At 61.4% G+C, this 20,435-nt stretch carries 15 protein-coding genes; 8 read left to right on the forward strand and 7 right to left on the reverse strand.

What is annotated here, in order from left to right:
• The 3 genes from VL598_RS06240 to VL598_RS06250 all read right to left on the reverse strand — a co-directional run.
• The coding region (locus VL598_RS06240) for a BPSS1780 family membrane protein (RefSeq protein ID WP_325325830.1) at nt 1-590 on the reverse strand (590 nt) is incomplete at its 3' end.
• Complete coding sequence (locus tag VL598_RS06245) at nt 581-1,576, reverse strand: homoserine kinase (RefSeq protein ID WP_325325831.1); 996 nt, start codon at nt 1,574-1,576, stop codon at nt 581-583. The genes VL598_RS06245 and VL598_RS06240, both read right to left, overlap by 10 nt.
• Before the next feature lie 160 nt (nt 1,577-1,736).
• On the reverse strand, nt 1,737-2,129 hold the full coding sequence (locus tag VL598_RS06250; RefSeq protein ID WP_325325832.1) for a hypothetical protein: 393 nt from the start codon (nt 2,127-2,129) through the stop codon (nt 1,737-1,739).
• Between the two features lie 198 nt (nt 2,130-2,327).
• Here VL598_RS06250 and VL598_RS06255 point away from each other — a divergent pair, with 198 nt between their 5' ends.
• Nucleotides 2,328-3,854, forward strand: coding sequence for an AMP nucleosidase (locus tag VL598_RS06255; RefSeq protein WP_325325833.1), 1,527 nt, complete (start codon nt 2,328-2,330; stop codon nt 3,852-3,854).
• Between the two features lie 880 nt (nt 3,855-4,734).
• Here VL598_RS06255 and VL598_RS06260 read toward each other — a convergent pair.
• On the reverse strand, nt 4,735-5,481 hold the full coding sequence (locus VL598_RS06260) for a TIGR00730 family Rossman fold protein (RefSeq protein ID WP_325325834.1): 747 nt from the start codon (nt 5,479-5,481) through the stop codon (nt 4,735-4,737).
• A 1-nt stretch (nt 5,482) separates the two neighbouring features.
• On the opposite strand from VL598_RS06260, the gene polA reads away from it, so the two are divergent.
• The 3 genes from polA (at nt 5,483) to VL598_RS06275 (ending at nt 10,793) form a co-directional block, all read left to right on the forward strand.
• Nucleotides 5,483-8,254: a DNA polymerase I gene (gene polA / locus VL598_RS06265; RefSeq protein ID WP_325325835.1), complete on the forward strand. Its 2,772-nt coding sequence runs from the start codon at nt 5,483-5,485 to the stop codon at nt 8,252-8,254.
• A gap of 236 nt (nt 8,255-8,490) precedes the next feature.
• Complete coding sequence (locus VL598_RS06270; RefSeq protein ID WP_325325836.1) at nt 8,491-9,852, forward strand: NAD(P)/FAD-dependent oxidoreductase; 1,362 nt, start codon at nt 8,491-8,493, stop codon at nt 9,850-9,852.
• A 68-nt stretch (nt 9,853-9,920) separates the two neighbouring features.
• Nucleotides 9,921-10,793: a dienelactone hydrolase family protein gene (locus VL598_RS06275; RefSeq protein ID WP_325325837.1), complete on the forward strand. Its 873-nt coding sequence runs from the start codon at nt 9,921-9,923 to the stop codon at nt 10,791-10,793.
• 176 nt (nt 10,794-10,969) lie between these two features.
• On the opposite strand, the gene VL598_RS06280 is transcribed toward VL598_RS06275, so the two are convergent.
• Both VL598_RS06280 and VL598_RS06285 read right to left on the reverse strand, forming a co-directional pair.
• Nucleotides 10,970-11,839, reverse strand: a complete 870-nt coding sequence (locus tag VL598_RS06280) for a sulfurtransferase (RefSeq protein WP_325325838.1) — start codon at nt 11,837-11,839, stop codon at nt 10,970-10,972.
• A 267-nt stretch (nt 11,840-12,106) separates the two neighbouring features.
• Entirely contained in the window at nt 12,107-13,213 is a 1,107-nt protein-coding gene (locus VL598_RS06285; protein WP_325325839.1) for an aromatic ring-hydroxylating dioxygenase subunit alpha, read from the reverse strand.
• A 410-nt stretch (nt 13,214-13,623) separates the two neighbouring features.
• On the opposite strand from VL598_RS06285, the gene VL598_RS06290 reads away from it, so the two are divergent.
• The 4 genes from VL598_RS06290 (at nt 13,624) to folE2 (ending at nt 17,750) form a co-directional block, all read left to right on the forward strand.
• Complete coding sequence (locus tag VL598_RS06290; protein ID WP_325325840.1) at nt 13,624-13,923, forward strand: exodeoxyribonuclease VII small subunit; 300 nt, start codon at nt 13,624-13,626, stop codon at nt 13,921-13,923.
• On the forward strand, nt 13,920-14,804 hold the full coding sequence (locus VL598_RS06295; RefSeq protein ID WP_325325841.1) for a farnesyl diphosphate synthase: 885 nt from the start codon (nt 13,920-13,922) through the stop codon (nt 14,802-14,804). Before VL598_RS06290 ends, VL598_RS06295 begins: the two co-directional genes overlap by 4 nt.
• Nucleotides 14,805-14,886: 82 nt before the next feature.
• On the forward strand, nt 14,887-16,782 hold the full coding sequence (gene dxs / locus VL598_RS06300; protein ID WP_325325842.1) for a 1-deoxy-D-xylulose-5-phosphate synthase: 1,896 nt from the start codon (nt 14,887-14,889) through the stop codon (nt 16,780-16,782).
• 155 nt (nt 16,783-16,937) lie between these two features.
• Nucleotides 16,938-17,750: a GTP cyclohydrolase FolE2 gene (gene folE2 / locus VL598_RS06305; RefSeq protein WP_325325843.1), complete on the forward strand. Its 813-nt coding sequence runs from the start codon at nt 16,938-16,940 to the stop codon at nt 17,748-17,750.
• A 222-nt stretch (nt 17,751-17,972) separates the two neighbouring features.
• Here the strand turns inward: folE2 and VL598_RS06310 are convergent, their stop codons facing one another.
• Nucleotides 17,973-19,661 (reverse strand): MOSC domain-containing protein, encoded by a 1,689-nt coding sequence (locus tag VL598_RS06310; protein ID WP_325325844.1) that lies wholly within the window; start codon nt 19,659-19,661, stop codon nt 17,973-17,975.
• Between the last annotated feature and the right edge of the window lie 774 nt (nt 19,662-20,435).

Genomic DNA, 20,435 nt, shown 5'->3' on the forward strand with positions numbered 1-20,435 from the left:
ACAATGAACGCACCGCGATTGCGCCAACAGCTGATGACGCTGAAGAACATCGCCTTGGCCAGCGGTATGTCGTGCCAGGCCGCGAGCACAGGGGCGAACCAGAAAACCATCGCAACCGGCACATAGATGACAAATGCGACGAGCGCGGCAAGCGGTACTGCGTCATTGCTCGCGAGCGTTTCCGGCGTGACGCCCGAGGCGCCCAGCATGACCCGGAAAAGCAGGCCGCCATCGGCAACGGTGGAGATTGCAAAAACCAACGCGATTGCCGCGACATACAACCCGCCGAGCTCGACGAGTCGCCGTGCAGCCACTGAGCCGTACGAGCGAAACCCGTCCGCGAGTATCGTGGGGAAGACGGGTTTGCCCGCCACTGTGTCGCGGCAGGCAGCCATGAAGCCGACCGCCACGCCCGGGATGCACACGAGCGGCAGAACGCCGCCGATCATCGGCACGAGCGAGATGATCCACATTGAAAAGAGGTAGGTGAAGAAAATCGTCAGAAACGCCAACGGGTTGCGGCGAAAGAGCCAAATGCCCTGCCGGTACCAGACGTAACCGGTCTTCGCGGGAACTTCGATTAGTTGCATAGCGGGTATGCGCTCGTGGTCGTGGCGCCGTTTATACGTTCGCGCAGGATGCGCTCGAAATGGGTGGGGTCATGCGGCTGCAGCATCGCAGCCGCGCGCGGCAGATAAAAGTCGTACAGGCGCGAGAGCCAGAAGCGGTAGGCACCCGCGCGCAGCATGTCTTGCCAATGGCGGTTTTCTTCCGGCGTGAAAGGGCGCACGCTCTGATAGGCGCGCAAGAGCGCTTCGAGCCGGGCGGCATCGAGCCGGCTCGTCGCCAGATCGACACACCAATCGTTGACGGTGACTGCGACATCGAACAGCCACTTGTCGCAGCCGGCGAAGTAGAAATCGAAAAAGCCGCCGAGCCGTACCGCATGGCCCGTTTCGGATGCCGCCGCCGCGAACAGCACATTGTCACGGAAAAGATCGCAATGGCACGGCCCGCCGGGTAGAGCCGCGTAGTCGGCCGATTCGAAGAACGCCGTCTGATGAGCGAGCTCGGAGACAAGCAGCTCGCGCTGCGTCTCGCTGACCAACGTCACAACCGACGGTACTGTCTCCTTCCACCATTCGAGGCTGCGCAGGTTCGGTTGATGGGACGCAAAGTCACGGCCCGCCAGATGCAGGCGCGCGAGCATCTGGCCAACTTGCGCGCAGTGCTCGACGCCCGGTGCAAGCTCGGCCGCGCCTTCAAGCTTCGTGACGATGGCCGCGGGCTTGCCGTGCAACAGGCCGAAGAGGGCGCCGTCATCGCGCGGCACGGGGTCCGGCACGGGTACGCTGTGCGAGGCCAGATGGCGCATCAAGTCCAGATAGAACGGGAGTTGCTCGGCCGTGAGCTTCTCGAACACGGTCAGCACGTATTCGCCGCGCGTCGTCGTGAGGAAAAAGTTGCTGTTTTCTATGCCCGAATGGATGCCGCGGAAATCGAGGACATCGCCGAGGTCATAGTGGCGCATCCAATGCGCGAGGTCGGTTTCGTTGACGACGGTAAAGACAGCCATGCAGAAATGCTTCGAGATCGGGTGAAGGGGCTCGCACGCAATACGCAGCGCCGCGCAAGGCTGCTGCGGGCCGCGCGCTGATCGAGGCCGGTTCGGGAAGCAGCGCACTAGCCGCCGCGCGCATTTGTCTCACTTGCTGACGATGCGGCGGCGGGCTCGCTCAGTAATGCATATTGATCGAGGGCAGTCGCGTGACCGGCAGGTTGCTTTCGTTCACCTTCGGCGAGGTGTCCGGCGAAGTGGTCATTTGATAGTTCGTGCCGAAGTTCGAATGCACGTCGATCTGCACCGGCTTGAATCTGTCGCGGTACTCGGTAATCGTTGTGCCGTTCGGACTCTTCTCGTAGAAGCTCGGGGTTCGGGGCACGTTGATTTCCACTGTCGACGAGACCTCTGCCGCAGGACGGTTGATGGCGTCGAGGTCGGGCAGTCCGGCCGCCTCGTTGGCGGCGGCACGCGATTGAGCGTCCTCGGCAGGCGGGGCTGCCACGGCGGTGCAGCAAACGGCGAACGCGGCCGACACGGCTACGGCGACGCGGACATACGGCTTCATGAGGTTTCTCCAAAGGCACCCTATGGATTCTAGCAAAAGCGTCCCCGATCACGGACTTCGCGCGAAAGGTGCCGTCAGGATACTCCCGAATTATGGCGCGCCGGCGTCGGTGAAGCAAACGACCTGGCTCGTACGCAAGGTATCTCGTCGTCGGCTTGCTTCATGGTAATGTCGTTGCATACAACGAGGCGAACGAAGATGAAGAACGATCTGACACAGCACGCCCGGGCGATGCGTCCGAGCGACTTTACGACGGAAGCCTTCGCCGATCCGATTGATGCTGTCACGCGCCTTTCCGCAGTTTACGAGGCCAACACGGCATTTCTGCGCGACGCCTTCGCCCGCTATCGACGCAACGAGCCCTTCATTGAGCGCGTGCGGGCCTGCTACCCGTTTGTGCGCGTACAAACCGAGGTCAGCACGCGCGTTGATTCGCGCCGCTCTTATGGCTTCGTGGCGGGGCCCGGCGTCTATGAGACCACCGTGACGCGTCCCGACCTTTTCAGCAACTACTACCGAGAGCAGTTGCGGTTACTCGCAAAGAATCACAATGTGTTGATCGAAGTCGGCGTGTCCAATCAGCCGATACCGATCCACTTCGCGTTTGCAGAGGGCATTCATCTCGAGGGGGACTTGGGACGCGAGCGGCTGATGTCGATGCGCGACGTTTTCGACACACCGGACCTTGCACAGCTTGACGATGGCATCGTCAACGGCACGTACGAGCCGCCGCCCGGCGAGCCGCATCCGCTTGCGCTCTTCACTGCGCCGCGCGTCGATTTCTCGCTGCATCGGCTGAGGCACTACACGGCCACATCGCCGACGCATTTCCAAAACTATGTGCTTTACACCAACTATCAGTTTTATATCGACGAATTTACCAAGCTCGGCCACACGCTGATGTCTCACACGGACGACGAAGCGTTGCGCGCGTACCGCAGCGAGTACACGTCGTTCGTGGAGCCGGGCGACGTCATCACATACAACGCGAACCTGGGCGACGAGCCCGACGAGGGCAAGGCGCCCGCGCGGTTGCCGCAGATGCCCGCCTATCACTTGAAGCGGGCCGACGGCAGCGGCATCACGATGATCAACATCGGCGTCGGCCCCTCCAACGCGAAGACGATCACCGATCACGTCGCCGTGCTGCGCCCGCATGCATGGATCATGCTCGGGCACTGCGCAGGTCTGCGCAACACGCAGCGCCTAGGCGATTACGTGCTCGCGCACGGCTACGTTCGCGAGGATCATGTGCTCGATGCTGATTTGCCGCTGTGGGTGCCCGTTCCGGCGTTGGCGGAAGTACAGGTGGCACTCGAACGTGCCGTCGCGCACGTGACGCGACTCGAAGGCGCAGAGTTGAAACGCGTCATGCGCACCGGGACGGTGGCTAGTGTCGATAACCGCAATTGGGAATTGCGTGATCACCGTGAGCCTGTGCAGCGGCTGTCACAGAGCCGCGCCATTGCACTCGACATGGAAAGTGCGACTATCGCAGCGAACGGCTTTCGCTTTCGCGTGCCCTACGGCACGCTGCTATGCGTGTCCGACAAGCCTCTGCACGGTGAACTGAAACTGCCGGGGATGGCCGACCAGTTCTATCGTGCGCAAGTCGACCAGCACCTGCAGATCGGCGTGAAGGCGATGGAGCTTTTGCGGATGAACGGCCTGGACCGCTTGCACAGCCGCAAGCTTCGCAGTTTTGCGGAGGTGGCGTTCCAGTGAAACCGCTAGGCAAAGGCCTCCGTGGGCGGAACTACGAGACATGCAAATATAGCGCCGTGATGGCCGCTGTAATTTCGGTGTGCGGTGGGTAGCCCCATCGAGAGCCTGCCCCGGATGAGCGAACGGGGGGGCGTCACAAGCGCAGTGCGAGGCACTTCTTGGTCGTATTCGCGTCGGCCATTGAAGGTGGCCTGGTATGGGCTGCACTACTCGGATATGGCGAGCTTCGGATAAATGCGCACAGCTTCGTTCGCGGGATTGGGCCGCAAACGCGGACTTAATAGACTTTCCTGTTGTTACTAAGGGAAATTATGACTGCAGGAACTATTAATCCCAGTATTACTCCCGGCACGCATCCTGCGGGTAGTGGTGGGTACGACCCATCGTCAGACGGCGGTGCGGAATTTTCGCAGGAGCTGGAACAAATGATCAACCAAATCATGCAAACGGTGATGGGCGGGATGCTCAATAATACATTGGGCTCGTTCATGAAAACACCGAGCCCCGACGGGGATAGCGGCGGATAGTCCGACCTAGTCCAGCGTGACGAAAAAATGACGGGCGCCCTTGCGAGTTGCGTCGACTTTCCCGGCGAAACGCGAGGCTTGCACGCGCTATCTCGAAACGCTTTACAAGTGTTCGATGTCATATTGGAGACCCGGCGCCAAGGGTCCGGGCGCCGATGCCGTGACAATATTTGTTTCGCGAGTGGTCAGGCGCAGCCCGTAGGCTTGTGATGTAACCGCTGAGCGATCAGCGGCGAGGATACCCCGCGGCGCCAAGCCGCTGCCGCATGATGTCGGCATTTAACCTTAGAAGGCTGCGAGTCGCCAGGCCATATCGGCCCAGCGCGCTCAAGTATCGCCGGCGTTACGGGGCATTACAAATAGAACATGCGGTCTTCGTCGGATTTGGCCGTGTGCGGGTGCGGCTCTTCGCGATCTTCATAGAACGAGAGCACCGCCTCGAGCACTTGGTCCGGATCGTCGATGACCTGCATGAGGTTCATGTCACCGGGGCTGATAAGACCCATCGGCACCATCGACGTTTCGAACCAGTTAAGGAGGCCCTTCCAGAACTCGCTGCCAACGAGAATGATCGGCACGTGGCGCGACTTCTTCGTCTGAATCAGCGTGAGGACCTCGGCGAGCTCGTCAAGCGTGCCGAAGCCGCCGGGCATCACGATGACCGCGTCCGAGTTCTTGACGAACGTGACCTTGCGCGTAAAAAAGTGGCGAAAGCGCAGCGAGATGTCCTGCCACTGATTGCCGGACTGCTCGTGCGGCAGCTCGATGTTGAGCCCGACCGACGGCGCCTTGCCCGCGTGCGCGCCTTTATTGGCGGCCGCCATGATGCCCGGGCCGCCGCCAGAAATCACGGCGAACCCGGCGTCGGAAAGCTTGCGCGCGATTTGCATCGTCAGCTTGTAATAGGGCGAGCTCGGCTTCAGACGCGCCGAACCATAGATGCTCACGGCCGGGCGTATCTCCGACAGATACTCGGTCGCCTCGATGAACTCTGCCATAATCGTGAACATCTGCCACGATGCGCGGGCCTTCTTGGCCGTTGCGCGCTCTTGATCTGCGAGTGATCGCAGACTCGGAATCACTTTTCTAGTCTTGTTCATAATGCCTGCAGAACGGAACCTGAAAGGTAAGACCCTGGTGTTGGTCGACGGATCCAGCTACCTATACCGGGCTTACCATGCGATGCCTGACTTGCGCGGCCCGAACGGCGAGCCGACAGGTGCGCTGTATGGAATCGTCAACATGTTGAGGCGAATGCGAAAAGACGTCACGGCAGAGTATAGCGCGTGCGTGTTTGATGCGAAGGGCAAGACGTTTCGCGACGACTGGTACCCCGCATATAAAGCCCATCGTCCCGCCATGCCCGAGGACCTCTCGAGGCAAATCGAGCCCATCCATTTCGCCGTGCGCGCCCTGGGCTGGCCGCTGCTCATGGTCGACGGCGTCGAAGCCGACGACGTCATCGCAACGCTTGCCGCGCAAGCCGAGCGCGAGGGCATGAACGTGATCGTGTCCACCGGCGACAAGGACTTGGCCCAACTGGTCAGCGAGCACGTCACGCTCGTCAATACGATGACGAACGAGTTGCTCGACCGCGATGCCGTGATTGCCAAGTTCGGCGTGCCGCCCGAGCGCATCGTCGATTATCTGGCGCTGATCGGCGACACGGTCGACAACGTGCCCGGCGTTGAAAAATGCGGCCCGAAAACGGCCGTCAAATGGCTTGCGCAATACGAAACGCTCGACGGCATCATTGCGAATGCGAACGAGATCAAGGGCGCAGTAGGCGAAAATCTTCGGCGTGCGCTCGATTTCCTTCCGCTTGGGAAGAAACTCGTCACGGTCGAGCGTGCCTGCGACTTGAAGCATCATGTCGACTCCATCGAAGCATCGTTGGCAACGCGCCCCGAATCGCCGCTCGATTTGCGTGAGCTCTTCATGCGTCATGGCCTGCGCACATGGCTGCGCGAGGTGGAAGCGCTGATCGAGCGTGCAGAGGCGGTACAGGAAGTGGAGCCGGCTGCAGCGGGCTTGCTGGCTGCAGAGCCGGCCCCCGCGATCGAGCCGCCGCGCTGCTATGAAACCGTGCAGACGTGGGAGCACCTCGATGCGTGGCTCGCGAAAATCGAAGCCGCGCCTATCGTTTCTTTCGACACGGAGACGACCTCGCTCGATCCGATGCTCGCGCAGATCGTCGGCATTTCGCTTTCGGTCGATGCAGGCTGCGCCGCCTATATTCCGGTTGCACACCGTGGGCCGGACGCGCCGCTGCAGTTGCCCCGCGACGAAGTGCTGGCCAAGCTCAAGCCGTGGCTCGAGGATCCCGCGAAGAAGAAGCTGGGTCAGCATGTGAAGTACGACGAGCAGGTGCTGTTCAATCACGGCATCGAGCTTCGGGGCGTCGAGCATGACACGATGCTGCAGTCGTACGTGCTCGAATCGCACCGCCCGCACGACATGGACAGCCTCGCCATGCGTCATCTGGGCGTCAAGGCGATCAAGTATGAGGACGTGTGCGGCAAGGGTGCTCAGCAGATCGGTTTCGACGAAGTGCCGCTCGAGGCCGCTGCCGAATATGCGGCCGAAGACGCGGACATCACGTTTCAGCTGCATACCGCGCTCTATCCGCAGATCGAGCGCGAGCCGGGCTTGCTGCATGTCTATCGCGATATCGAGGTGCCGACTTCGCGCGTGCTGCGCAAGATCGAACGCAATGGCGTACTGATCGACAGTGAGCGGTTGCGCCGGCAGAGCAGCGAGATTGCTGCACGTCTCATGGCGCTCGAAGCCGAAGCGTACGTCCTTGCCGGTGGCGAGTTCAACCTCGGTTCGCCCAAGCAGATCGGCCAAATTTTTTTCGAACGCCTGCAGCTGCCCGTCATCAAGAAGACGCCGAGCGGCGTGCCGTCAACGGACGAAGAAGTCTTGCAAAAGCTGGCCGAGGACTACCCGTTGCCGAAGTTGTTGCTCGAGCATCGTGCGTTGTCAAAGCTGAAGTCGACGTATACGGACAAGCTTCCGCGTATGGTCAATCCCCGTACGGGGCGCGTCCACACGAACTATGCGCAGGCTGTCGCCGTGACGGGGCGGCTCGCCTCGAATGAACCGAACCTGCAGAACATCCCCGTGCGCACGGGCGAGGGGCGGCGCATCCGCGAAGCGTTCATTGCGCGAGAAGGCTGCAAGATCGTGTCTGCCGACTACTCGCAAATCGAGTTGCGGATCATGGCGCACATATCCGGGGACGAAACGCTGTTGCGCTCGTTCGCAAGCGGTGAAGACATCCACCGTGCAACGGCATCCGAAGTCTTTGGCGTGACGCCGGGTGACGTGACGGACGATCAGCGCCGCATCGCGAAGGTCATCAATTTCGGTTTGATCTACGGCATGAGCTCGTTCGGGCTCGCCTCGAATCTCGGCATTACGCGCGATGCGGCGAAGCTTTACATCGATCGCTACTTCGCCCGTTATCCGGGCGTCGCGCGCTACATGGACGACACGCGTGCACAGGCGAAAGAGAGGGGATACGTCGAGACCGTTTTCGGTCGTCGCCTTTGGCTGCCGGAAATCAACGGTGGCAATGGTCCGCGCCGGCAGGCCGCTGAGCGCGCAGCGATCAACGCGCCGATGCAGGGAACTGCCGCCGATCTCATCAAGTTGGCGATGATCGCCGTGCAAGGGTGGCTCGAGCGCGAGAAGGCCGCGACCCGCATGATCATGCAAGTGCACGATGAACTCGTGCTCGAAGTTCCCGAGGACGAACTGCCCGTGGTGCGCGACCAGCTGTCGCAGCTCATGTGCGGCGTCGCTGAGCTTAAAGTACCGCTTGTGGTCGAGGTCGGTGTCGGTGCCAACTGGGAGGAGGCGCATTGATTGCGCTTGCGGTCGGTTCGGGACTCAATGTGGGGATGCCCCGAAGGGGCGGGTGGGTCTACTGACGCGTTCGATGATAGGCCGTGAGGCACGTTCAAGGCAGGAAGAGCCGCGGGCTTTACCGTTTGGTTGTTCAGTTTTCGTATCGCGTTTTGTTGGGCAGGCGCAACGCGCCTTGCCTCGTGCCGTTGCGCTGTGGGTATCACGGAGAGCAACGGCAGATTGGGAGATTCAGTATGCATCGTTTCATCGTGGTAGGGGGAGGCGCAGGGGGGCTCGAGCTTGCGACGCGTCTGGGTGACCGTTACGGCGCGCGCAGGCGCGGTGGTGCGCAGCGGGCGCTTGTCACGCTCGTTGATCGCGCTCCGACGCATATCTGGAAGCCGCTATTGCACGAAGTGGCCGCCGGCAGCATGGACCCTTTCACGCAGGAACTCGCATATGCGGCTCAAGCCCGCTGGCATGGCTTCGCGTTTCAACAGGGCGAACTGATCGGCGTGGACCGCGCCGCAAAACGCATTACGCTTGGCCGACTGCTCGACGAGGATGGCGCGGAGCTGCTGCCGCAGCGCGAACTCGAGTACGACACGCTCGTTATTGCGATTGGCAGCACCACTCACTTTTTCGGCGTGCCGGGTGCGCAGGAAAATTCGATCGCGCTCGACACCGTCGATGACGCCGAGCGCTTTCGCAAGCGCCTCATCGCAGCATGTATGCGCAGCGAGCACGAGCATCGGGAGTACGTGACGGCCGGCAGCGAGGATGCGTCACCCAATGGTGGCCCGCGTATCCAGGTGGCCATCGTAGGTGGCGGCGCGACGGGCGTCGAACTGTCGGCCGAGCTGCGCAATACGGCTCAGGTGCTGTCCGCCTACGGCTTGCATAAGCTTGATCCTCGGCGTGACATCGGCATCGCGGTGATCGAAGCGGGCCCGCGCATCTTGCCCGCGCTGCCGGAGCGGGTGTCGAACGCAACGGCTGGACTGCTGACAGAACTCGGGGTCGAGCTCATGACGAACGCAAAAGTCGCCGAAATCGGACCCGGTTTCGTGCGCATGGCGAGCGGCAAAGAGGTTCGCGCCGATCTGACCATCTGGGCGGCCGGTATCAAGGCGCCGGCTGTACTGGCCAAGCTCGATGGACTGCCTGTGACGAGGCTTGGGCAACTGGCCGTGCGGCGTACGCTGCAATCGGAAGGCGATGACAACATCTTCGCGCTTGGCGACTGCGCGGCCTGCCCCTGGCCTGACGGCGAAGGCAGTGCGCGCACCGTGCCACCGCGTGCTCAGGCCGCGCACCAGCAAGCCAGCTTTTTGCTCAAAGCGTTCGACAACCGGCTAGCGGGCCGGCCGCTGCCGGAGTTCACCTATCGCGATTTCGGCTCCCTCGTCTCGCTTGGTCATTTCAGTGCGGTCGGTAACCTGATGGGCGGGGTGATTGGCGGCAGCATGTTGGTCGAAGGCTTGTTCGCGCGTTTCATGTACATGTCGCTGTACCGGTTGCATATCGCCGCGTTGCACGGTTTTCCGCGCATGGCGCTCGATACCGTTGCACACTGGCTGCGTCGCACCACACTGCCGCGCGTCAAGCTGCACTAGGCTAGGCTGGGCTTCGCGCACTTGCGGTTGGTCCCCGACTATCGTTTCAACCAGGAGCTAAGAGCAAAATGCTATCCCCTGATATCGATAGTTTGATGCCGCATGTGCCGTTCGACCGCCGCACGTTTCTGAAGGCGGCCATCGGCAGTGGATTCGCGGCGGCCGTCCTGCCGGTGTCGGCTCAGACCGTCCATACCGACGCAGCAGGCCTTGACGCAGGCGAGATTGCGATCCGTTCGCAGGGCACTTCGGTGCCCGCCTACCGCGCTCAACCGCAGGGCAAGACACACTTGCCCGTGATCATCGTGATACACGAGATCTTCGGCGTGCATGAGCACATCGCCGACATCTGCCGACGATTCGCGAAGGCGGGATATCTCGCCATTGCGCCGAATCTGTATTCACGGCAAGGCGATCCGAACGCGTATCCGTCAATCCAGCAGCTCAACGATCAGCTCGTGAGCAAAGTGCCCGATGCTTCCGTGATGGCCGATCTCGATGCCGCCGTCCAGTGGGCCGGCGAGCACGGCGGTGATCTTGACCGGTTAGGCGCCGTGGGCTTTTGTTGGGGAGGCCGGCAGGCGTGGCTTTTCGCCGAGCACAATCCACGGCTCAAAGCGGTGGTGGCCTTTTATGGACGCGTTGCCGGCCCACGTGCAGAGATGACGCCAACGAACCCTATCGACAACGTTCAGAAGTTGCATGCGCCAGTGCTTGGGCTCTACGGCCTTCAAGACAACAGCATCCCGCAAGACACGCTTGATCAGATGAAGGCATCGATTGCGAACGGCCCAGAGGTGGCGCGAGGGTCGCAGTTCATCGTTTATCCCGATGCCGGCCACGCCTTTTTTGCCGACTATCGGCCAAGCTACCGCAAGGCCGACGCAGAGGACGCGTGGCGCCGTATGCTCGCGTGGTTCCGCGAGCATGGGGTCGCTTGACCCGGCGCTGGGTTCGCCGCTTCGCTCCTGCTTAGCTCGTCGATCAATCCGCGCCTCTTAACCTTTTTCGCGCTGCGGCTCAACCGAGTCGTCTCTTCAACGCCTGCACAGCTGTAAGCGCAGAGGCGGCGTGGGCTCGACCGGGGCACAGGCATGCCGGATTCGACTCCAAGCGCTTACGGGTTCGAGCCGGTTGTAATCGGACGCGACGGCTCGGCACACCATTCGCTCCACGAACCCGGATAGAGCGCTGGGCCGTGCAGGCCCGCCACTTCCATGGCGAGAGCGTTGTGGCAAGCAGTGACGCCCGAGCCGCATTGCAACACGATGTGCTCGGATTGAGTCGCGCCAATAATCGCCTTGAACTCGTCACGCAGTGTATGCGCGGGCTTGAGCCGTCCGTCCGCCGCCAGGTTGTCTTTGAAGAAGCGGTTCACCGCGCCGGGGATATGGCCCGCGACGGGGTCGATCGTCTCGTTCTCGCCGCGGTAGCGGTCGGGCGAGCGAGCGTCGACGACGAGCCTGTCGTGCGTCAGTAGATTGCGCTCGAGCGCGGGGGCATCGACTGTCACGGCCAGCGGCGCCGCGGCCTCGAAGTCGCCTTTGGTGCGCGCAGACGACGCCTTTTCGAGCGCATAGCCGGCCGCTTCCCAAGCCTGAAGGCCGCCATCGAGCACGGCCACCGCATCGTGTCCGAGCCAGCGCAAGAGCCACCAAAGCCGGGCCGCAAAAGCGCCGCCCTGTGCGTCGTAAACAATCACCTGCTGATTTTGCATGAGTCCATGCGAAGCCAGCGTATCGACGAGTGTCGCGCGCTCGGGCAGGGGGTGTCGTCCGTTTTTGCCGGTTTTGGGCCCTGAGAGGTCGCGCTCGAGATGCAGATAATGCGCGCCGGGAATGTGGCCGGCAGCGTAGGCCGTCTCGCCCGCGCCCGGATTCGCAAGATCAAAACTGCAATCGAAGACGATCACCGATTGAGGGTCGTGCTTGAGACGCTCAGCCAAATTGGTGGCGAGAATCAGCGTCGTGTAATGAGTGTGCGCCATGATTTTCCCTCGTAGTCACGAAGAGCGTGGTTGTTGTCTAGTTTAGGGCCTGTTTCAGATTCATTTCACGCACGGTAATCTGATTGCCCCCTCGCAACATGAAGGTATGGGGTCACGATGGCATGCATCAAGCAAAAAAGGCGGGCAAGAAGCGCATTGTCTGCGTTCCTGCCCGCCTTTGCGGTGCTGGCTGCGTGGTCGTCGACGATCGGGATGTCGACCGTCGCGCCGTCCCTTGCGCGTCTTAGACGCAAGCCGACGGCGGCCTCAGATTTCCCCGAGTTGGCGACGCAAAAACTCGTGGAAGTGCTGCATGCCGTCTTCCATCGGACTTTGGTAGGGGCCGACTTGCGATTCGCCGCGCTGCATGAGCGCGAGGCGGCCTGCGTCCATGCGCTCGGCGATTTCATCGTCCTCGCGAGCGGTTTCCATATAGGCGGCCCGCTCGGCCTCCACGAACTCACGCTCAAATAGCGCGATTTCCTCGGGGTAATAGAACTCGACGATGTTCGTCGTCTTGCGCGGCCCCTGCGGGATCAGCCACGAAACCACGAGCACGTGCGGATACCACTCGATCATGAGACCGGGGTAGTACACCATCCAGATCGCGCCGAATTCGGGCGGCTTGCCATCGCGCATGCGCAGGACTTGGTCGTGCCACTTCTGGTAGACCGGACTGCCCGCCTGCGAGAGACCCGCATGGACGCCGACGGTCTGGACGCTATACCAGGTGCCGAACTCCCAGGTGAGGTCGTCGCAATTGACGAAGCTCCCGAGCCCCGGATGGAACGGAACGACGTGATAGTCCTCGAGGTACACCTCGACGAACGTTTTCCAGTTGTAATTGCACTCGTGCACTTCGACGTGATCGAACAGATAGTCCGAGAAATCGAAGTGATGGCGCGTGCCGAGATTGGCCAAGTCTGCGGCCACGTTTCGGCCCTCGGCCTCAAAGAGCAGCCCGCGCCAGTTTTGCAGCGGCGTGGCACCCAGATTCAGGCACGGGTTGTCGGCAAAGTGCGGCGCGCCGAGCAGTTCGCCGTCGAGGTTGTAGGTCCAGCGGTGCAGCGGACAGACGATGTTGCTCGTCTGGCCGCGGCCGTTCAGCATGATGGCCTGCCGGTGACGGCATACGTTCGAGAGCAGTTCGATCTGCGACTGCTCGTTTCGCACCAGCACCCGGCCTTCATGCTCGCTAGGCAGTGCAAAATAGCTTCCCACCTCGGGCACCATCAACTCGTGCCCGATATAACGGGGACCTCTCTTGAAAAGTACTTCTAGTTCGCGCGAGAGAAGCGCTTCGTCAAAGTAAGCCGTGACCGGCAGCTGGCTCGAAATGGCCCTCAGCTGCAAAGCATTGCTCAGATTGGACATTCCCACTCCCGATGAAGACGTGAAAGCAGTGAACAACCCAACCATCGAAGATTCGATTTGGGGAGCCAACGATTATACCGCTTCGTTCCTCCATAGGGCACTTTAAGTCCATGATTCTTGTAAAAAGCGCTTGCCGCGTCATCCCGTCGCCCACTCGGCCACACCTTGGACCTTCTCGCGAGGCTCGCCAAAATCCGTCGTTGTTGGCGCGGATGCAACACCGGCGCTAGCCGATCATGACGACACCGGAAAGACCGCGCCCAGGCCGGACAGTTGCTCAAGGTTGTTGGGGAGCGAGTTGAAATAGCTACATTGCGGTTACAAAACCGGTCGAGAACGCTAGCGATCAGGCCCAATTTCAGCTTTTGCCGTAGAATGTCCGACTTGTTTTTTGAGTTCACCCTATTTCGATGGCGAAAACCGCACCCGAGGATGCTGCTGACACCGCACAATGCGGGCCCGACAGCGCGCCGCTGCCCGTGAATTATGAGGCGGCGGTGGCGGAGCTGGAGCAGCTCGTCGCACGCATGGAGGGCGGCGCGTTGAGCCTGGAGGAGTCGCTCGCCGCGTACCGGCGCGGCGCGGCGCTTGTGGCTTATTGTCAGCAACAGCTGGAAAAGGTGGAGCAGCAAGTACGCGTACTCGACGGCGAGACGCTGAAGCCGCTGCCAGCCGGCACCCCTGCCGTGGACGGCGGAGATGACATATGAATTTTGACGAATGGATGCGCGGAGTGCTCGCGCGCGTCGAGACGGCGCTCGAGCGATACCTGCCGGATGACGAAACCGAGCCGAAGCGCTTGCACGAGGCGATGCGCTACGCCGTGCTCGGCGGCGGCAAACGTGTGCGTCCGCTTCTCGTCCACGCGGCTGGCGAGTTGACCGGCGCCACTGCCCAGGCGCTCGAAGCCGCTTCGGCCGCGCTTGAGATGATTCACGTCTACTCGCTCGTGCACGACGACATGCCATGCATGGACGACGACGCGCTACGCCGCGGCAAGCCTACCGTGCACGTCAAGTACGACGAAGCGACGGCGCTGCTCGTGGGCGATGCGCTGCAATCGCAGGCGTTTGTCGCTCTGACAGACGAGGCGGTGCTCGATGTGCGCGCACAGGCCGCCCTTGTGCGCGAGCTCGCGCATGCGAGTGGCTCGCTCGGCATGGCGGGCGGACAGGCGATCGATCTGGCGAGTGTCGGCCTGACGTTGTCGCGGCCGCAGCTCGAGACGATGCATCGGATGAAAACCGGTGCACTGCTGCGTGCAGCAGTGCGTATGGGTGCGCTGGCCGGCGCCTCGCCCGAAGCCGAGGCGTTGCGTGCGCTCGATACCTATGCGGAGGCGGTAGGCCTGGCGTTCCAGGTGGTGGACGATATTCTCGATGTGACGACCGATTCGGCGACGCTCGGAAAGACCGCCGGCAAAGACGCAAAGGACGGAAAGCCGACCTACGTGTCGATCATCGGTCTCGATGCTTCGCGCACGCTTGCCGCGCAGTTGCGGCACGAAGCGCACGATGCCTTGGCCCTTTTCGGCGGGCGTGCGCAGCGCCTCGCGGAGCTGGCGGACCTGGTCGTAAACCGGGTCAGTTGAACGCAAAGCCCGCCACCGCCCGCGAATGCTACGGGGTGCGAGAAAGACGCGGGCGCGTAAGTTTTCCTACAATGGAACGACGATGTACGACTTGCTGAAAACTATCGACGACCCAGCGGACCTGCGCCGCCTTGACCGTCGTCAACTGAAACCGCTCGCCGACGAGCTGCGCGCGTTTGTGCTCGACAGCGTGTCGCAGACGGGTGGGCATTTGTCGTCCAATCTCGGTACGGTCGAGCTGACGATCGCGCTGCACTATGTGTTCGATACACCGCACGATCGCATCGTGTGGGACGTCGGCCACCAAACCTATCCGCATAAGATCCTGACGGGGCGCCGCGATCAAATGCACTCGCTGCGCCAGCGCGACGGCATCTCGGGATTTCCCCGACGCTCCGAATCCGATTACGACACGTTCGGCACCGCGCATTCGAGCACATCGATCTCGGCGGCGCTCGGCATGGCCATCGGGAGCAAGCTCGCGGGCGACAGCCGGTATTCGATCGCCGTCATCGGCGACGGCGCAATGACCGCAGGCATGGCCTTCGAGGCGATGAACAATGCTGGGGTCTGTGACGATGTGCCGCTGCTCGTGATCCTGAACGACAACGATATGTCGATTTCGCCGCCGGTCGGCGCGCTGAACCGTCATCTTGCGCGGTTGATGTCCGGCCGTTTCTATGCCGCTGCGCGTGCCGGTGTCGAGCGAGTCTTGCGCGTGGCGCCGCCGATGCTGGAGCTCGCGCGCAAGCTCGAGGAGCATGCAAAGGGCATGGTGGTGCCGGCCACGCTCTTCGAGGAGTTCGGGTTCAATTACATTGGTCCGATCGACGGGCACGATCTCGATTCGCTGATCCCGACGCTGCAGAACATCCGCGAGCTCCGCGGGCCGCAGTTCCTGCACGTGGTGACGAAGAAGGGTCAAGGCTACAAGCTGGCCGAGGCGGATCCGGTGCTTTACCACGGGCCCGGCAAGTTCAACCCGGCGGAGGGGATCAAACCGCCTTCCGTGCCGGCCAAGAAGACTTACACCCAGGTGTTCGGCGAGTGGCTTTGCGATGCGGCGGAACTCGATTCGCGCGTCGTCGGCATCACGCCGGCCATGCGAGAGGGCTCGGGGCTCGTCGAGTTTGAGAAGCGCTTTCCCGATCGCTATTTCGATGTTGGCATTGCGGAACAGCATGCGGTTACGTTCGCAGGCGGGCTGGCTGCCGAGGGCATGAAGCCGGTTGTCGCTATTTATTCGACGTTCCTGCAACGCGCGTACGATCAGTTGATTCACGATGTCGCCTTGCAAAACCTGCCGGTCGTCTTCGCGATCGACCGCGCCGGCCTCGTTGGCGCTGACGGTGCGACGCACGCGGGCGCGTACGATCTCGCTTTCATGCGCTGCATTCCGAACATGACCGTCATGGTGCCGGCCGACGAGAACGAGTGCCGGCAGATGCTCTATACGGCGCTGCAGCAGCCCAACCCGACAGCCGTGCGATATCCGCGTGGTGCGGGTGCCGGTGTCGCCACGGTCAAGCAGATGACCTCGATGCCGATCGGACGCGGCGAGATCCGTCGCCAGTCCAAGGCCGCCAAGGGCAGCCGCATTGCGATTCTCGCGTTCGGCACGATGGTCGCGCCGGCGCTTGCAGCGGCCGAGGCCCTGGATGCGACGGTCGCCAACATGCGTTTCGTGAAGCCGATCGACGCCGATCTCGTGCGGGAGCTGGCGCAAACGCACGACGCGCTCGTGACGGTCGAGGAAGGCTGCATTATGGGCGGTGCCGGTTCGGCGTGCGTCGAATCTCTGCTTGCGAACGGGATTGTTCGTCCCGTACTACAATTGGGCCTCCCCGACAGCTTCATCGATCACGGCGATCCTGCCAAGCTGCTGGTGGAGTGCGGCCTCGACGGCGCGGGCATCGAGAAATCGATTCGTGCGCGCTTTTTCGAGCCTGCCGCCAAGTTGGCGCAGCGCGTCGCGTAACGCCGCCGTCTGATCTTCCCGACAGCGGCGTTTCCTCTGTACCTCTGCATGGGCTCATGGGCCTTTTCCCGGCCCATGTTTCGCTTCCGGCAGTAGTTCCGAGCTGGCGGGTGCATGGCGCGTCGTGACGCTGCGCTTTAAAGACACAACAAACCATGAACCTCATGAATTCAGCCTTCGTGATGCCCGACGTGCAAAGTTCGGTCGATACCCGTCAGATCGATATTCAGAGAGTCGGTGTCAAAGGCGTGCGTTACCCGCTCGCCGTACGCACGTCGAGCGGCGATGTCCAAACGACGGTGGGCACATGGAACCTGGACGTCCATCTGCCGGCTGATCAAAAGGGCACGCACATGTCGCGTTTCGTGGCGCTGCTCGAAAATAGCAACGCGCCGCTCGACGCCGCCGCCTTTCGCGCGATGCTGGCTGCCATGCTCGACAAACTCGAGGCATCGGCGGGCCGCATCGAAGTCTCGTTTCCCTACTTTGTCAGCAAGACGGCGCCCGTTTCCGGCGTTTCGAGTTTGCTCGATTATGAAGTGACATTGACGGGTGAAATGCGCAATGGCGGTTTGCGCACCTTCATCCAAGTGCTCGTGCCGGTGACGAGCCTGTGCCCGTGCTCGAAGCAGATTTCACAATACGGCGCGCACAATCAGCGCTCGCATGTGACGATTCGTGCAGAGCTGGCAGGTGACATCTCGGCTGAGGAGTTGATCCGGATGGCCGAAGACGAGGCGTCGTGCGAGCTTTGGGGGTTGTTGAAGCGCCCGGACGAAAAATTCGTCACCGAGCGTGCTTACGAGAACCCGAAGTTCGTCGAGGATCTCGTGCGCGACGTAGCGCAGCGACTCAATGCAGAGGAGCGGGTCGTTGCATACACGCTGGAAGCGGAAAACTTCGAGTCGATCCACAACCATAGCGCGTACGCCATCATCGAGCACGATAAGCGCAACGCTGCTCGCTAACCGCGTTGCAACGCCCCGCGTCGCGGTTTTGTGTAGTACGCAAGCCGCTCGCGGGGGAAAGTCCTTTCCCCGCCAAATTTCGTCACCTTCGCCGCGCTACGGAAGCGACCAGTCGCTTCGCCGAACGCCGCGCTCTGGTTCCTCCCGCGTGGCATCATGTGCGGGCATCAAGCTCCTGTCGCGTTCGTCTGTCGTCAGCACCTATATCTCGATAGGTGCTGGCTAGAGCTCCAGTGTGATCGAATCAGAGGCTGCGCGCGAGACGCATACGGCCAAGTGTGATTTTCTGGCACCCGCAGTGAGGCAGGTGTCATTGTGGTCAACTTCTCCCTGATTAAAGGCTACGACGCACGTTCCACAGCTACCCGACTCGCACGAGGACGGGACGTCGATCCCGTTGGCGCGAAGGGCCTCAAGGATGCTTTGCCGTGCAGACACCGCAACGGATTTCCCTGACGACGCAAGTTGTACAGTGAACGGTCGCGCGTGACCCGCGTTGGCTACCGGTGCGAAGGCTTCGAAATGGTAGTTTGAGGCAGGAAGCTTCGTTGGAGCATTGCGCACCGCATCCATCAGCGACGCGGGACCGCAGCAATAGACGTGAGCCGTCTCATCAAGCCCATTGATGATGGCGCCTATGTCGAGTCTCTTTGTAGAGTCGCCGTCGGTGAAGTGAAACTGCACTTCAGACGCGCGCAGGTTTCCTAGCTCATCCAGGAACGGGGCGGCTTCTTTCGAACGGGCGAGATAGAAAAGCCTGAAAGGCGCGCCGGTTTTTCGAAAATGCTGGATCATCGAAAGGAACGGCGTGATGCCGATCCCGCCCGCGAACATGACATGCAGTTGGGCATTGGGGGCGACCGGAAAGCTGTTCGATGGTGCGCAGGCCAACAGCGTGGCGCCAAGGCGGAGTGATTCGTGAATCCACCTTGAACCTCCCCGACCTTCTTGCTCGAGCCCTACGGCAATTCTGTACGAACGTCCCTTCGAGTTCTCGCATAGCGAATATTGCCGCTCGAGGCCATTGGGCAGTTTAAGCTTGATGTGTGCGCCGGGCTCCGACGGGGGCAATCCACCACCATCGTTCGCAACGAGGATGAACGATCGCACATTAGGCGACTCCTCGGTCATGCTCCTTACACGCAAGGATAGCCACTCCTTGCCGCCCGACGTCCCAACCAAAGCAGAATCGGCACCAGACGACCCTTCGACCAGTCTGGAGCTCCAGTCTTCGATCTCGAGAGTTTGCAATCGCTTTCGGAACAGGTCCCTGATGAGCGGCGCCATGAGATCAAGGTCAGCGAGCGTTGTCATCGCCTCGACGTTTCCCGTGTCGACGTACAGGTAGTGCTGGATTCTTGAAATCGTCCACTCCGGGTGTCGACGTTCGACTATGCGCAATGTGTCGCCAGAGCGGATAGCACCCGGCTTGAGCACCCGGTAGTACCAGCCGGTTCTACCTGTCTGCTGAACACGTCGTGCCATGGCCGGCTGCTCAAACCGGTGATTTAACCGGAAGCATGGCTGTCGGGGCATGGAGACCTGAAGACGGGCTTCGCCTACCTCGACGACGTCACCGATACATATGTTGGACTCGTTGAACCCGGATGCAACGAAGTTCTCGCCAAAGCCGCCTGCTCGCAGTCGCTCGGCACTCTCCGGAAATTCTTCCTGCCACGCGGCATAGTGCTGCTCGGGGTATTGCAGAATAACCTGCTCTGCGCCCCCGTGTAGGTGGGGGGAGCCGTATTCGTCACCCGTTATTAGGCCTTCCGCTATAAATATCGATCCGGTGCAGACGGATTTCGCAATGCCGGACATGATGTCGCTTTTGCCGAGCCTCGCGACTTTCCCGACGCGCACTTCTCGCAGAGTCGTTTGTGGTACTACTTCTGTCGCAGTTTGGGTCATGGCCCACTTCTCCATCGGTTCATTCTGACAATCTGGTCGAGGCCCCAGTGTTTCCCTGAGCGTGACCAGTTGTTCAGGCGAGGCGGCACGTGCGCGGATTATGACTTTCGTCCACTGCCGTCCCTGACAGCCATTGCGGAGCTCCAATCTTTTAGGGCACTAGCCATACCCGTCGTTACCGAGCGCTTCACAAATACGTTTTCTCATCCGCCGTCCTGGGTGTCGGTCACCGCCAGGTCTGGAAGAGCAGGACGGAAGTTTGCGCGAGTTCCGCGCCAACGAGCGTGGCTTGTCCTGATCTATCGCCAGATTGGCAGGAATCGTTCTACCGACTGTCTTTGTTGGCACAACGGGCGGGTGCGGCCCACAACAAATTCACCGGATACAAGGCGGACAGTCCAGTGTGGTGCAGTGACGAGTTTTCGGTGTGCGACGTGCCGAAAGTCTGCGGACAGTTCTCTATCTGTTTTGAACGTTGAGGTTCGGCTGTTTTTGTCCGGGCTGGCGGTCGATTCTATACGATGATCGTTGCCGCTTTTGGCGCCTATGGGCCTGCATGTGGTGCTGTGGTCTGCCTGTTTCGGGCCGTTGTGCAAAAGCCGCGGCGCGGCAAGGGCGACGTTGGCTAACCGGATGCGGCGTGGTGTCCGCATAAAACAGGGAAACGGAAGGCGGACGAATGATGCCCCTGCCGCGCCCTCGGGCTCCTTCCGATGCGTCTACCTCGCCAGCGAACTCAGATCCCAGCGCGGCTTCACGGTGAACGCGTAGTCC

The sequence above is a fragment of the Trinickia sp. genome (genome assembly GCF_035492435.1).
In the GTDB taxonomy this organism is placed as follows: Bacteria; Pseudomonadota; Gammaproteobacteria; order Burkholderiales; family Burkholderiaceae; genus Trinickia.